At 66.6% G+C, this 12,894-nt stretch carries 15 protein-coding genes; 12 read left to right on the top strand and 3 right to left on the bottom strand.

Annotated features, from left to right (window positions below; genetic code table 11):
* The first annotated feature begins 29 nt into the window (after window positions 1–29).
* From AC5Y6Y_RS18700 to AC5Y6Y_RS18665, 8 genes are all read left to right on the top strand, one after another.
* Window positions 30–1,166, top strand: a complete 1,137-nt coding sequence (locus AC5Y6Y_RS18700) for a phosphotransferase (RefSeq protein ID WP_499919197.1) — start codon at window positions 30–32, stop codon at window positions 1,164–1,166.
* 151 nt (window positions 1,167–1,317) lie between these two features.
* Window positions 1,318–1,719 (top strand): DUF4189 domain-containing protein, encoded by a 402-nt coding sequence (locus AC5Y6Y_RS18695; RefSeq protein ID WP_463827261.1) that lies wholly within the window; start codon window positions 1,318–1,320, stop codon window positions 1,717–1,719.
* Between the two features lie 98 nt (window positions 1,720–1,817).
* Window positions 1,818–2,198 carry a carboxymuconolactone decarboxylase family protein gene (locus AC5Y6Y_RS18690; RefSeq protein ID WP_463827260.1) on the top strand — a complete coding sequence of 127 codons (381 nt, stop codon included), beginning with the start codon at window positions 1,818–1,820 and terminating at the stop codon, window positions 2,196–2,198.
* A complete protein-coding gene (locus AC5Y6Y_RS18685) occupies window positions 2,195–3,091 on the top strand; it encodes an NAD(P)-dependent oxidoreductase (RefSeq protein ID WP_499919199.1) in 897 nt (298 codons plus the stop codon). Before AC5Y6Y_RS18690 ends, AC5Y6Y_RS18685 begins: the two co-directional genes overlap by 4 nt.
* Before the next feature lie 219 nt (window positions 3,092–3,310).
* Window positions 3,311–4,408, top strand: coding sequence for an amidohydrolase family protein (locus tag AC5Y6Y_RS18680; RefSeq protein WP_463827499.1), 1,098 nt, complete (start codon window positions 3,311–3,313; stop codon window positions 4,406–4,408).
* 26 nt (window positions 4,409–4,434) lie between these two features.
* A complete protein-coding gene (locus AC5Y6Y_RS18675) occupies window positions 4,435–5,580 on the top strand; it encodes an amidohydrolase family protein (protein ID WP_499919200.1) in 1,146 nt (381 codons plus the stop codon).
* Window position 5,581: 1 nt separating this feature from the next.
* Window positions 5,582–5,992, top strand: a complete 411-nt coding sequence (locus tag AC5Y6Y_RS18670) for a Rieske (2Fe-2S) protein (RefSeq protein ID WP_499919201.1) — start codon at window positions 5,582–5,584, stop codon at window positions 5,990–5,992.
* A 17-nt stretch (window positions 5,993–6,009) separates the two neighbouring features.
* Window positions 6,010–6,879, top strand: coding sequence for an alpha/beta fold hydrolase (locus AC5Y6Y_RS18665; protein WP_499930146.1), 870 nt, complete (start codon window positions 6,010–6,012; stop codon window positions 6,877–6,879).
* A gap of 2 nt (window positions 6,880–6,881) precedes the next feature.
* Here the strand turns inward: AC5Y6Y_RS18665 and AC5Y6Y_RS18660 are convergent, their stop codons facing one another.
* Window positions 6,882–7,355, bottom strand: coding sequence for a hypothetical protein (locus tag AC5Y6Y_RS18660; protein ID WP_499924880.1), 474 nt, complete (start codon window positions 7,353–7,355; stop codon window positions 6,882–6,884).
* Between the two features lie 37 nt (window positions 7,356–7,392).
* Between AC5Y6Y_RS18660 and AC5Y6Y_RS18655 the strand changes: the two genes are divergently transcribed.
* The 4 genes from AC5Y6Y_RS18655 to AC5Y6Y_RS18640 are packed head-to-tail and all read left to right on the top strand — an operon-like array spanning window position 7,393 to window position 10,702.
* On the top strand, window positions 7,393–8,673 hold the full coding sequence (locus AC5Y6Y_RS18655; protein WP_499919203.1) for an NADH-ubiquinone oxidoreductase-F iron-sulfur binding region domain-containing protein: 1,281 nt from the start codon (window positions 7,393–7,395) through the stop codon (window positions 8,671–8,673).
* 3 nt (window positions 8,674–8,676) lie between these two features.
* Window positions 8,677–8,973 (top strand): ferredoxin, encoded by a 297-nt coding sequence (locus AC5Y6Y_RS18650; protein WP_463827254.1) that lies wholly within the window; start codon window positions 8,677–8,679, stop codon window positions 8,971–8,973.
* Window positions 8,970–9,752 carry an SDR family NAD(P)-dependent oxidoreductase gene (locus AC5Y6Y_RS18645; RefSeq protein WP_499919204.1) on the top strand — a complete coding sequence of 261 codons (783 nt, stop codon included), beginning with the start codon at window positions 8,970–8,972 and terminating at the stop codon, window positions 9,750–9,752. Before AC5Y6Y_RS18650 ends, AC5Y6Y_RS18645 begins: the two co-directional genes overlap by 4 nt.
* Complete coding sequence (locus AC5Y6Y_RS18640) at window positions 9,740–10,702, top strand: phosphotransferase family protein (protein WP_499919205.1); 963 nt, start codon at window positions 9,740–9,742, stop codon at window positions 10,700–10,702. Before AC5Y6Y_RS18645 ends, AC5Y6Y_RS18640 begins: the two co-directional genes overlap by 13 nt.
* Here AC5Y6Y_RS18640 and AC5Y6Y_RS18635 read toward each other — a convergent pair.
* Both AC5Y6Y_RS18635 and AC5Y6Y_RS18630 read right to left on the bottom strand, forming a co-directional pair.
* Entirely contained in the window at window positions 10,691–11,989 is a 1,299-nt protein-coding gene (locus AC5Y6Y_RS18635; protein WP_499919207.1) for an acyl-CoA dehydrogenase family protein, read from the bottom strand. The genes AC5Y6Y_RS18640 and AC5Y6Y_RS18635 overlap by 12 nt on opposite strands.
* Window positions 11,990–12,085: 96 nt before the next feature.
* On the bottom strand, window positions 12,086–12,862 hold the full coding sequence (locus tag AC5Y6Y_RS18630; RefSeq protein WP_463827250.1) for an enoyl-CoA hydratase/isomerase family protein: 777 nt from the start codon (window positions 12,860–12,862) through the stop codon (window positions 12,086–12,088).
* Between the last annotated feature and the right edge of the window lie 32 nt (window positions 12,863–12,894).

The raw sequence follows: 12,894 nt of genomic DNA, 5'->3' as shown, positions 1-12,894 counted from the left end.
CCGCCCAGGTCACATCAGAACGGACTGACATGAAAAACCCTGTGCCACAGGCGGTGTTGATGGCCGGCTTGGTCGGCCACCTGGGCCGCGGAGTCGGTCGGGTCGCCGCGGATGCGCTCGTCGGCCGCCGCGCCGGCCTACCGCGGGCGGCCGATCAGATCGACGCGGGTGTCCTCTCGTCCGTTATGGGCACCAGCATCGGCACGGTCAGCCTGCTCGACGGTCACGCCGGCACATCGTCGCGGGCGCGACTGGCCCTGACCGGGGACGCCGTCCCGGAATCGGTGTTCGTCAAGCTGACGGCGCAGCGCGCCGCGACCCGGTTGATGGGCGAACTGGGCCGCCTCGGGCACACTGAGGTGCGCTTCTACCGCCGGCTCGCCCCGGAGCTCACCGGCGTCCCGCAGTGTTACGGCACCGCGTTCGACCCCTGGACCGGCCGGTACCTGCTGGTGTTGGAGGATCTGCCGGCCGGATCCTGCGAGTTCCCCGACACGCTGAATCCCCTGTCCGTCGATCAGGCGAGCCTGCTCGTCGAACTCCTGGCCACGCTGCACGCGACATTCTGGGGCCGACTGCCGGGTGACGACCGCGGACCGCTGGGATGGCTCTACACGCCGTCGGGAGACGTCACATCCCTGCTGACCGGCCCACTGATGCACACCTCGATCAAGCGGCTCGCCGAACGCACCAACATTGCGGTGCAGAACGGCCGCTTCATCGCCGACAACTACCGTGCCGTCGCGGCGATCATCGACGCTGCTCCGCACACCGTCATGCACGGCGATGCGCACCCGGGCAATGTGTACTTCCGCGACGGTGCGGCCGGGCTGCTGGACTGGCAGGCGGTGCGTCGCGGCCATCCGTCCCGAGAGTTGGCCTACACGCTGGTCACCAGCCTGACGCTGACGGATCGAATCGCCGCCCAGCGCGAACTGCTCGACGATTACCGCCGCGCTTTGGCTGCTGCGGGTGGGCCCGAGCTGGACCGCGACGACCTCTGGCTGCGCTTCCGCCAGAGCGCGTCGTATGCCTATGTGGCTGCCCTCATCACCGCCGGGATGGGCGGCATGCAGGTCGAGGACATCGCCATGGCGGGACTGCGGCGCGGTGTCACCGCCCTGGACGACCTGGAAACCGTTGCTGCGCTGAAAGATTCGATGTAGCAGCCGGTGCACCGGGCCTGCTTCGGGGGCGGCAAAAGTGGGTATAGTAGAGGTTGCATGTTTCCGGCATGTGAACATGTGCTCACACGGCGAGCGGTAGCGTTCGCCGAACCGACGTCTGCTCACCACGAATCGAGGAAGGAAAAGCACAATGACGACACGACAACGGCGTCGCGTCGCGCTCGCAAGCCTGGTAGCCGCCGCCGCAATGCTGTTTTCCCTGGTCCAGCCGGCTCACGCACGCGCATCCGACAACGCGATGCCCGAGAACCTGCCGCCACTTCTGACCCGTTATGGCGCCATCGCCTACGCGCCCGACGGGACCTCCGGCAAGGCACGCCGCCATGTCAGCAAGCTGGGAGCCGAGCAACTCGCGCTGTCGCGCTGCGGTGCCCCCGGGTGTGCCGTGGTCAGCACCTTCACCCACTGCGGTGCGGTCGTGCACGACGGTGCCAGCTACCACGGCGGGTTCGGACATACGCGCCGGGCTGCCGAGTTGCACGCCATGAGCAACCTCGCCGGCGGGTGGCCCGTCGACTGGGCCTGTAACTGACCCAGCCGGTCCAATTCGGCCGTCCGGCAAGCGAATCGAGCAGCCATCGACCGTGGCCCTACACTCCTGACTGACCCTAGTCGCAGAGGAGCCGGGCGTTGGACAGCGAAACATATCAGCGGGGGCGGCAGATCCGCTCGGAGGTACTGGGCAAGGCCTACGTCGATCAGGCAATCGCCGGGGCCGACGAGTTCACCGGGCCGCTGCAGGATCTCGTCACCGAATACTGCTGGGGCGCGGTATGGGGTCGGGACGGCCTGACCCGCAAAACCCGCAGCATGCTCAACCTGGCCATGACGTCGGTGCTCAACCGGCCCCACGAACTTCGCACCCACATCCGGGCCGCACTGACCAACGGCGTCACGCGCGAGGAGATCCGCGAGGTGTTCCTGCAGGTCGCTGTCTACGCCGGGATGCCCGCCGCGGTCGACAGCTTCCGGGCCGCCGCCGAGATCTTCGACGAGCTGGACAACGCGTGAACATCGGCTTTATCGGGTTGGGGCACATGGGTTTCCCCATGGCACGCCGGCTCATCGCAGCGGGTCATCATGTCATCGCCTACGACAAAAGCACGGCGGCCCTGGACCGCGTCACCGCCCTGGGCGCCCACCCGGCGTCGTCACCGCGGGCAGTCGCCGACGGTGCCGAGACCGTGCTGGCCAGCCTGCCGACGCCGGCCGTCTCGCTCGCGGTGGCAACCGAGCCGGACGGCGTGATCGACGGCTCGCGGGTTCGGCGCTACGTCGACCTGTCCACCGTCGGCAGCCGGACCGCCGGGCAGATCCACACACTGCTGGCCCGGCGCGGCATCGTCGCGATGGACAGCCCGGTCAGCGGTGGCGTCGGCGGCGCCGAACGCGGCGCACTGGCCTTGATGGTCGCCGGCCCGCGTGCCGAGTACGACGCCGTCCACGCAATCCTGGAGACGTTCGGCCGTCCTTTTTACGTGGGCGACCGGCCCGGTTCCGGGCAGACCATGAAGCTGGCGAACAACATCCTGGCGGCCAACGTGCTCATCGCCACGGCTGAGGTCGCGGTGATGGGCGTCAAGGCAGGTCTGGATCCGGCCGTCCTGCTCGAGGTGCTCAACGCCGGCTCGGGGGCCACCAGTGCCAGCCGGGACAAGTTTCCGCGAGCCATCCTGCCCCGCACCTTCGACTACGGCTTCGCCACCGGACTGATGGTCAAGGACGTGCGACTCTACCTCGAGGAGGCCCACGCCCTGGGGGTGCCGACCGAACTCGCCGACACCGTCGGACGACTCTGGGAGGTGGTCGCGCAGCATCAGGGACCCAACTCCGACTTCACCGAGGTGATCAAGCCGTTCGAAGCCCAGGCCGGCGTCACCGTCGGACCTGCCGACGCGAGGTGAACACCGCAGCAGAAGTTACATTCAACGCGGAGAATGTTATTATCCACATCTAAGAACTGCACTTGCAACAAGCTAGAAAAAGACACTGCTACCTGGTCGGATGAGTAACCGAGCTGCTTACCGGCAATCCGTTGAGGGATAGCGAGGCAAAATGTTAGGTTGTCTATCAGATGGCCCGGCCACGACCGCCCAGACCGCCGGAGCCGGAGGGTGGCTGATGTGATCGAACACAACGACGGGGTGCGCACGCCGCTCATCGACGCCAGCGTCCACATCTTCTTCCCCTCGAACACCGACCTGCGCAACTTTCTGCGCGAACCGTTCAAGAGCCGCGGCTTTCCCGACTACGAGAACGACTGGTACGGCGCACCGGGCGGGGAGTATGCGCCCGACACCAAGGGACCGGAGCGCGGTCGCAGCTACCCGGGCTCGGATCCGGAATTCGTCGCCGAGGAGTTGTTCGCCAAGCGCGGAGTGGATGTGGCGATCCTGCATCCGATGGGCCGTGGGATCATGCCGGACCGGCACCTGGGCAGCGCGCTCCACGCCGCGCACAACGAGATGATGGTGTCGCGCTGGCTGGACCATGACGAGTACGGCGATCGGTTCCGGGGCACCCTCCGGATCAATCCGGACGACGTCGCCGGCGCGCTGCGCGAGGTCGAGAAGTACCGCGACCACCCTCGGGTGGTGCAGCTCGGTGTGCCGCTGCAGTCTCGCGAGGTCTATGGCAAACCACAGTTCTGGCCGCTGTGGGAGGCCGCCGTCGAAGCCGACCTTCCGGTCGCGGTGCACATCGAGTCCGGCTCGGGCATCGGCTTCGCCCCGACCCCGTCGGGCAACACCCGCACCTACGAGCAGTACGTCAGCTTCATGGCGCTGAACTACCTCTACCACCTGATGAACATGATCGCCGAGGGCGTTTTCGAGCGGTACCCGACGCTCAAATTCGTCTTCGCCGACGGGGCCGCCGACTTCGTCACGCCGTTCATGTGGCGGATGGACACCTTCGGCCGCCCGCACCTGGAGCAGACGCCCTGGGCGCCGCGGATGCCGAGCGACTACCTGCCGGGCCATGTGTTCTTCGTTCAGGGCGCCTTGGACGGACCCGGCGACGTCGAATTCGCCGGTGAATGGTTCGGCTTCACCGGCAAGGACGACATGGTGATGTTCGGCTCCAGCTATCCGCACTGGCAATGCGGCGACATTCGCACACTGCCCCGGGCACTATCCGCCGAACAGCGCGACAAAGTGTGTTGGCGCAACGCGGCACAGCTGTACGGCATAGACATCCCGGCCGGGGTGGGCGCACAGTAGATGCCAGGGAGACCGAGGAGATTCAGATGACCCTGACCCATTCGCAGCAGCGGGTGCCGCCCGCCGAGCGCATAGCCGTCCGATGCGTCGACTCCGATGTCCACCCGGCACCCAAACGGGGTGAGCTGGTCCCCTACATCCCGGAGCCCTGGCGCAGCAAGTACTTCCTGACGCGCAACGTCGGCGAGCAGATCTACTACGACGCCCCGGACTACGCACACAGCTATGCGATGCGCGTGGACTCCTTCCCCACCAACGGCGAGTTCCCCTGCAGCGACCCGGATCTGGCGTTCCGGCAGCTGATCATGGAGGCCGGTTCCGACATCGCGATCCTGGAGCCAGCCGCGTATCCGGCCCGCATTCACGAAGCGCAGCACGCGATGTCGGTGGCGTTGAACGACTGGCAGGCCAACCACTGGCTGGACAGCCACAACAACTGGCACCAGCGGTGGCGCGGCTCCATCTGCGCCGCCATCGAAGACCCGGACGCCTCCGTGCGTGAAATCGAACGCTGGGCCGGGCACCCCTACATGGCCCAGATCCTGATCAAGGCCGAGCCGCGTCCGTCGTGGGGCCATCCGAAATACGACCCGATCTGGGCCGCCGCCACCAAGCACGACATCACGGTGAGCTGTCACCTGTCCCGCAGCCACTACGAGGAGCTGCCGACGCCGCCGGTGGGCTACCCCAGCTACAACCACGACTTCATGGTCACCTATTCGCTGCTGGCCGCCAACCAGGTGATGAGCCTGATCTTCGACGGGGTCTTCGACCGGTTCCCGACCCTGCGGATCGTCTTCGTCGAGCACGCGTTCAGCTGGATCCTGCCCCTGATGTGGCGGATGGACTCCATCTACGAAGCGCGCAAGTCGTGGCTGGACATCAAGCACAAGCCGTCCGAATACGTCAAGGAACACATCAAATTCACCACTCAGCCGCTGGACTACCCGGAGGACAAGACGGAGCTGACCCGTGCACTGGAGTGGATGGAGTGCGAGAAAATTCTGCTGTTCTCCTCGGACTACCCGCATTGGACGTTCGATGACCCACGCTGGTTGGTCAAGCACCTGCCCAAGGCGGCTCGCGACGCGGTGATGTACAAGAACGGCATCGCGACATACCACCTCCCCGAGACCGTTCCGGTGCTCGAGGGTCAGATCCGGGTGCTCTGAATTGACACCGGACGAAAGGGGGGCGCACACCTTGCCCCCGCCCCGCCTCGCCCAGGGCCGTGAACACGTGGTGGCCACCGTCAACGAGATCCCGCCCGGCACCCACAAACTGGTGCCGATCGGGCGTCACGGCGTGGGTGTCTACAACGTCAACGGCACCTTTTACGCCATTGCGAACTACTGTCCGCACCAAGGTGGTCCGCTGTGCTCGGGGCGGGCGCGGGGACGCACCGTCGTCGACGAGACCGCGCCCGGCGACGCAGTCATGGTGCGGGATCTGGAGTACATCTACTGCCCTTGGCACCAGTGGGGTTTCGAACTCGCGACGGGTACCACCGCGGTCAAACCGGAATGGAGTATCCGCACTTACCCGGTCCGCGTGATCGGCAACGACGTGTTGGTGATGGCGTGACGACGCGGGAGAGCCAGGTGTCGACGATCGAGATCAACGGCGGAAACGTAGTCTACGAAATCCTCGGTGACACCGGCGATCTCATCGCGCTGACCCCGGGGGGGCGGTTCAGTAAGGAGATCGAGGGCCTGCGTCCGCTGGCCGACGCACTGGCCGACGGCGGTTACCGCGTGCTGCTGTGGGACCGACCGAATTGCGGCGCCTCCGATGTGCAGTTCTACGGGCAGAGCGAATCGCACATGCGCGCCGAAACCCTGCACAAGCTGGTGACCGGGCTGGGTTTCGAGCAGTGCATCCTGGCCGGGGGGTCCGGCGGCGCAAGGGATTCCATGCTCACCACCATGCTCTATCCGGAGATGGTGACCAAGCTCGTGGTGTGGAACATCGTCGGCGGCGTGTACGGCACCTTCGTGCTGGGGTCTTTCTACATCGTGCCGAGCATCCTGGCAGTGCGCGGCACCGGCATGGACGGCGTCGTGAGAGTTCAGGAGTGGCGCGACCGGATCGCGGAGAACCCGGCCAACAAACAGCGGTTCCTCGACTTCGACAAAGACGAGTTCCTCAAGATCCAGCTGCGCTGGCTCAATGCTTTCGTCTCCAAGCCGGGGCAGACGATTCCCGGTGTCGAGGACGAAATGTTCGACCGGATCATGGTCCCCACCCTGATCATCCGCGGTGGCGAGAACGACCTGGATCATCCCAAGCGCACGTCGCTGGAAGTCAGCTGCCTGATCAAGGGATCCAAACTGATCGACCCGCCGTGGCCGGAGGACGCCTGGGAGCGCGCCTCCGAAGACCGTGCGGCAGGCCGGGTTACGCATTTCAACATGTTCGACACCTGGGTGCTGGCTGCGCCGCCCATCCTCGAATTCCTGGGCAGCACATGAGTTCACTCGGTGCGGATGTGGACTTCACAGTTGAGCGACGCCTCGAGTGCGGTGTGGATGCGGCTTTCCGGAACCCGATCGAGGTCTGTTTCGCGCAACGTCACATAGACGATGTCGTAACCCTCGTCGCCGGGCTCACGCAGCACCGTGCCACGCAGCCCGAACCCGGACAGCACCCCGTGCGCATCGTCGTCGGTGCCGCGGCTGACGAAGGTGACCACGCCCGCCACCGGTGTGACACCGAAAGCCCTGTCGCACAAGTTCATAGCGGTTTTTTTGGTCCCTTCGCCATCGTCGCCGGCGATGAGGACCTCGACCTCGCGCCGACTCGGCGGCCGGGCCGCCAGGTCGTTGGCCACCACATCGGCACCGAGTTCACGAGCCAGACCGAGGAGCGTCGCCATGCCCTCAGCTAGCCGCGCCGGCGAGAGCACACCGGTTGGATCGACATTGACGCGCACCACCGCAGTCCGCATGCGGCCAAGCCTATCCGGCCGGGTGGGAGGCTAGCTGATGGAGACTCAGACGACCGCCTCCTTCGTCACCGCCGTCTGGCCCGGTTGCCCGCCGCGTCTGTTGACCGGATCCGGCCCGGAGAACCTGGCGGCCTATCGCGAGCGGGGCGGCTACCGTCCGCTGGGCGACGCCGAGAAGTTGCTGGCCGAGGTCGAAGCCAGCGGTCTGCTGGGCCGCGGTGGCGCGGCCTTCCCCCTGGCGGTGAAGTTGCGCACGGTACGCACCAACGGGGTGATCGCCGGCGGCGCGATAGTGATCGCGAATGGCGAAGAAGGGGAACCGGCTTCGATCAAGGACCGTTGGCTGCTGCGTAACCGGCCGCACCTCGTGCTGGACGGGCTGCGGCTGGCCGCGGCGATCGTCGCGGCCGAGCGTGCCTACGTCTATGTGTCCGACGCCGAGTCAGCGCGCAGCGTCGAGGAGGCGCTCAGCGAATTGGATGCCAGCGCGCCCAGCGTCGAGGTGTGGTCCGTGCCACCGGGTTACGTGGCCGGGGAAGAGACCGCCGCAGTCAACGCCGTCAACGGGGGACCCGTCAAACCGACCGACAAGCCACCGCGCCCATTCGAAGTCGGCGTCGGCGGCCGGCCCACCCTGGTGAGCAATGTCGAGACACTGGCCAATCTGGCCTACCTGCAGGCCCACGGCGCGGCGGAGTTCCGTTCCCAGGGCACAGCTCAGTCTCCGGGCACCTTCCTGGCCACCATCACCGGGGGTGGTCGGCCGGCTGGCCTCTACGAACTTCCACACGGCCTGCCCTTTACCGAACTCCTTGCCGTACACGGGGTTTCACCGGATCAGCTGCGTGGGGTGCTGATGGGTGGTTACTTCGCCGGGCTGTTGAACCACCGCGTGCTGGAGACCACTCTGGACCATGAGACCATCCGCGGGATCGGCAGTGGACTGGGCTGCGGTGCGATCTCGGTGATCACCGACGAATGTCCGGTCGCAGTCGCGGCCGCGGTGCTTGCGTACTTCGACCGCGAGAACGCCGGCCAATGCGGTTCCTGTTTCAACGGCACGGCGGCGATGGCCGCTGCCGCAGGCGCTCTGCGCGACGGGGTGGCGGCCACCGAGGACCTGGACCGGCTGCGGCGGTGGTCGGTGGTGCTGCGGGCGCGCGGTGCCTGCGGGACGCTGGACGCCGCCTGCAACATCGCGGCCTCCCTCCTCGACCAGTTTCCCGACGACGTCGCCCGTCACCTCGACGGCAGCTGCCCGGACTGCCGGCACGGTGCGTTTCGCGCCGAGCGTCCCTACCTGGTCGAAGGGGTGTGAGGGATGAAGATCCGGTTGGACCGCACCATCTGCGACGGATTCGGTCTGTGCGCCAAGCACGCACCCGAATACTTCTCCCTCGATGACTGGGGATACGCGTGCCTGATCGGCGACGGCACTGTGCCGCAGCAGGACCGGGACGCGGTGATGCGGGCGTTGCTGGACTGCCCGGTGCACGCCATCACCGAAGTCGGGGACCCCCGGCCGAGTACCCCGCACCCGGAGTTGCACGAGGAGGACGACCCCGCCTCGCGCATCAAGACCGAGTCCAACGAAGCCGAGTGGGGATTCATCCGTTGACACGGTGCGCCGGGCAGACCGCCCTGGTGACCGGGACCAGCAGAGGTCTGGGTAAGGCGATCGCACTGCGGTTGGCCGCCGAAGGGGCCACCGTGGCGCTGACTGCGCGGACCCTTGATCCCGACCCCAAATACCAAGGCTCGCTGCGAGAAACCCTCGCCGAGATCACCGCTGCGGGTGGCGCTGCGGTTGCGGTCCCGGCCGATCTGTCCAAAACCGAAGAGCGCGAGCGTTTATTCGGCGAAGTCGTGGACCGTATCGGCGCGCCGGACATCCTGGTGAACAACGCGGCGGTCACCTTCCTGCGGCCACTCGACGAATTCCCGGAGCGGCGGGTGCGACTCATGCTGGAGATGCATGTGCTGGCGCCGCTTCATCTCACGCAGCTGGCGATACCGGCGATGCGGCAACGTCGACGGGGCTGGGTGTTGAACGTGACCTCGGTCGGTGGCGACCTGCCGCCCGGCCCACCCTTCGACGCGTTCGACAGCGGAGCGGGCTTCGGGATCTACGGCACCGTCAAGGCCGCGCTCAACCGGCTCACGAAAAGCCTTGCCGCAGAATTGTACGACGACGGTATCGCAGTCAACGCCGCTGCGCCGTCCCGACCGGTGGCCACCCCCGGTGCGGGCATCCTGGACCTGGCCAAGGCCGACACCGAGGACATCGGCCTGATCACCCAGACCGCGCTCGAACTGTGCACAGGCGACCCCGCGTCGATGACCGGCCGCATCGCGCACACCCAGACCTTCCTCCGCGAAATCGGGTGGCTGAGCTGACCGATCCGCTCGATACGGTGCGCAGTCGACTGCCCGACGTCGAGGGGCTGCGCCCGTTGTCGGGGGGCGCCTCCAGCCTGACCTACGTCGGGCAGACGGCGGATCGCCCGGTGGTGGTCAAGGTCGCCCCCGCCGGTCTGGCACCCACCCGACATCGCGACGTGCTTCGTCAGGCGCGCGTCATCAAAGCGCTGCACTCCACCCCGCTTCCCGTCCCCGACGTATTGTTCGAGGATCCGGGTGACCCACCGCTGGTGCCGCCGCTGTTTGTGATGTCGTGGGTCGACGGCAGTTCCGTCGAGCCGTTGTACGACGTGGGGGCTGCAGTCGACAGCGCTGTGCCACAACGCTATCGGAGTGCTGCCGAAATGCTGGCGCAGCTGCACCGGGTTGACCACTCTGCCGTCGGATTGGGCGACGAGCCGGTCAGCAGCGCCGGCGCCGAAGTCGAACGCTGGTGTCGCGCCCTGCAGACGGTGGAACCCGCACTGGCGCCGGGATGGCGCGATGTCGCCGACGCGCTGGCAGAATCGGTGCCCGCGCCGCTGGGTCCCGCGTTGGTGCACGGCGACTTTCGACTCGGCAACCTGCTCGCCGTCGGCGCGGACATCACCGCCGTGATCGACTGGGAGATCTGGTCGGTGGGCGATCCACGCGTCGACGTCGGGTGGTTCCTGATCAACAGCGACCCGCGGACCTATCGGCGTGCCACCCGCTACCTGGGCATGACACCGAATCCGACGGAACTGGCCTCCACCTACCGAACGGCACTGGGAGTTCCGGTGCCCGACCTCGACTGGTTCCAGGCGCTGGCCTGTTTCAAGTCCGTGGCGACCTGGTCGTTGATCGTCAAACACAACCGGCGACGGTCAGTGCCTGCCGCCGACGTAGCGGCGATGGCAACGGTGCTGCCGCACTTGTTGATTCGCGCTGGGGAGCTACTGGGTTAGGGTGATACCCGCCAACTGGGTGGCGAATTTCCGCTCGGCGGCCGCGCGCAGCCGCAGCAGGTGCTCGGACGGGAACAGGTCCGGGGCGGGCTGGTAGTCCTTGAGCAGCAGACGGGCCAACACCGTCTTGTGCACCTCGGTCGGTCCGTCGGCCAGGCCGAGTACGAACGACTCCACCAGGTGTTGCACGAAGGGCATCTCGTGCGTCGTACCGAGCGAGCCGTGCACCTGCAGCGCGCGGGCCGACACGTCGTGCAGGACCTTCTGCATCATCGCCTTGACCGCCGAAATATCGGCCCGGACAGCCTTGTAGTCGTTGTGCTGGTCGATCTTCCACGCCGTCTGCAGGGTGAGTAGCCGGAACGCCTCGATCTCCATCCACGAGTCGGCGATCATCTCCTGCACCAACTGCTTATTGCCCAGAATGTCCCCTTGTGTGTAACGGGAAACCGCACGCTCACAGATCATGTCGAAGATGCGGCGCACCAGACCGACCGTGCGCATCGCGTGGTGGATGCGTCCACCGCCCAGCCTGGTTTGGGCGACCACGAAGGCGCCGCCCCGCGGACCGAGCATGTGGTCGGCAGGAACCCGTACATTGTCGTAGCGCACATAGCCTTCCCGGCCACCGCCGAGGGGCTGATAGCCCAGACCCACGTCGCGCAGGACGTTGATCCCCGGCGTCTCGGCCGGTACCACGAACATCGAGTGCTGTTGGTAGGGAGCGGCTTCGGGGTCCGTCACGGCCATCACGATCAGGAACGACGCCATCGATGCGAAGGACGAGAACCACTTCTCCCCGTTGATGATCCAGCTGTCGCCGTCCTGGACGGCCGAGGTGGTGAAGACCTTCGGGTCCGCGCCGCCCTGCGGTTCGGTCATGGAGAAGCAGGACACGATCCGGTTGTCCAGCAACGGCTCGAGATAGCGCTTCTTCAGCTCGGGTGTGCCGTAGTGGGCCAGGATCTCGCTGTTGCCCGAATCGGGTGCCTGGGAACCGAATACGATCGGCGCGCATTCGGAGCGGCCGAGGATCTCGTTGAGCAGGGCCAGTTTCAGCTGTCCGTAGCCCGGTCCGCCCAGATGCGGCCCGAGGTGGGTGGCCCACAGCCCGCGTTCCTTGACGATGCGCTGCAGCGGCGGAATCAGCGCCTGACGCACCGGGTCGTTGAGGTCGTGCGACTCCTTGACCAACAGATCGACCGGCTCACACTCCGAGCGGACGAAATCCGCCACCCAGTCGAGTTGCTCCGCCCACTGCGGATCAGTCGAGAAGTCCCACGCCATTTGCCGATTCCTCTCCCTCGACGTTGAGTCTGCGCTCAGGGCGCAATATCGGCGGCAAAATTCGCGCCGCGGCTGCAGAGTCACTGTGAGACGCGCTCATCGCGACCACTTCTGACGCAACGCGGCGGCTTCGTCGGTGGCGTGCGTCAGCACCTGGTTGCGGTTCTCCAGTTCGATTGCCGGCGCCAGGCCCGCGGCGTCGGTGTTCACGTGCAGTGTCCGTTTGGTGAGCTGGGTCGCCAGAGCCGGCAGATCGGCGATATGCCCGGCCAGCTCCACCGCGCGGTCCACTAGCGCCTGCGGCTCCAGCAGTTGACTCACCAATCCGCGGCGATCCGCCTCGGCCGCGGACACCGTCCGGCCGGTCAGCATCCAGTCCGCGGCGACGCTGGCACCGACCACCCGCGGCAGGTGGTAACTCATGCCCATCTCCGCACCCGACAGGCCCAGCAGAATCGCCGCGTTTCCGAATGACGCTGCCGTCGAACAGATTCGGATGTCCGCGGCCAATGTGATGGCCAATCCGGCACCGACGCAGGGCCCGTTGACGGCCGCGATCACCGGCTGCGGCAGATCACGGATGGCCTGCGGTATCGCGGCCATGGCCTCTTGAAATCTCAGCCGGTCGAGGGCCGGATCGTCGGGTTCGGGAATGCCGGTGCCGAAGTCGCGCACATCGATGCCCGAACAGAAGCCGCGGCCCGCGCCGGTGAGCACGACGGCGTGCACCGAGGTGTCGCCGGCCAGGTCGCCCAGCGATTCGGTGAGCTCGGCCAGCATTGCCGCGTTGATCGCGTTCAGCCGTGCGGGACGGTTGAATCGCAGGATGGTGACGCCGGACCGCGGTGTCTCCCGGACCAGCGTCTCCGTCACACTCGGAGATGATAACGTAATTCTCGAATTCG

The sequence above is a fragment of the Mycobacterium sp. NGS24 genome, from assembly GCF_059813065.1.
The sequence above is the reverse complement of the archived record's forward strand: the minus strand, read 5'-3'. Positions and strand labels throughout refer to the sequence as shown.

Coding starts and splice junctions, on each gene's coding strand:
- AC5Y6Y_RS18695 (WP_463827261.1), top strand. CDS start 1,318: ATGACGACACGACAACGGCGTCGCGTCGCGCTCGCAAGCCTGGTAGCC.
- AC5Y6Y_RS18655 (WP_499919203.1), top strand. CDS start 7,393: ATGGAGACTCAGACGACCGCCTCCTTCGTCACCGCCGTCTGGCCCGGT.
- AC5Y6Y_RS18650 (WP_463827254.1), top strand. CDS start 8,677: ATGAAGATCCGGTTGGACCGCACCATCTGCGACGGATTCGGTCTGTGC.
- AC5Y6Y_RS18700 (WP_499919197.1), top strand. CDS start 30: ATGAAAAACCCTGTGCCACAGGCGGTGTTGATGGCCGGCTTGGTCGGC.
- AC5Y6Y_RS18675 (WP_499919200.1), top strand. CDS start 4,435: ATGACCCTGACCCATTCGCAGCAGCGGGTGCCGCCCGCCGAGCGCATA.
- AC5Y6Y_RS18660 (WP_499924880.1), bottom strand. CDS start 7,355: ATGCGGACTGCGGTGGTGCGCGTCAATGTCGATCCAACCGGTGTGCTC.
- AC5Y6Y_RS18635 (WP_499919207.1), bottom strand. CDS start 11,989: ATGGCGTGGGACTTCTCGACTGATCCGCAGTGGGCGGAGCAACTCGAC.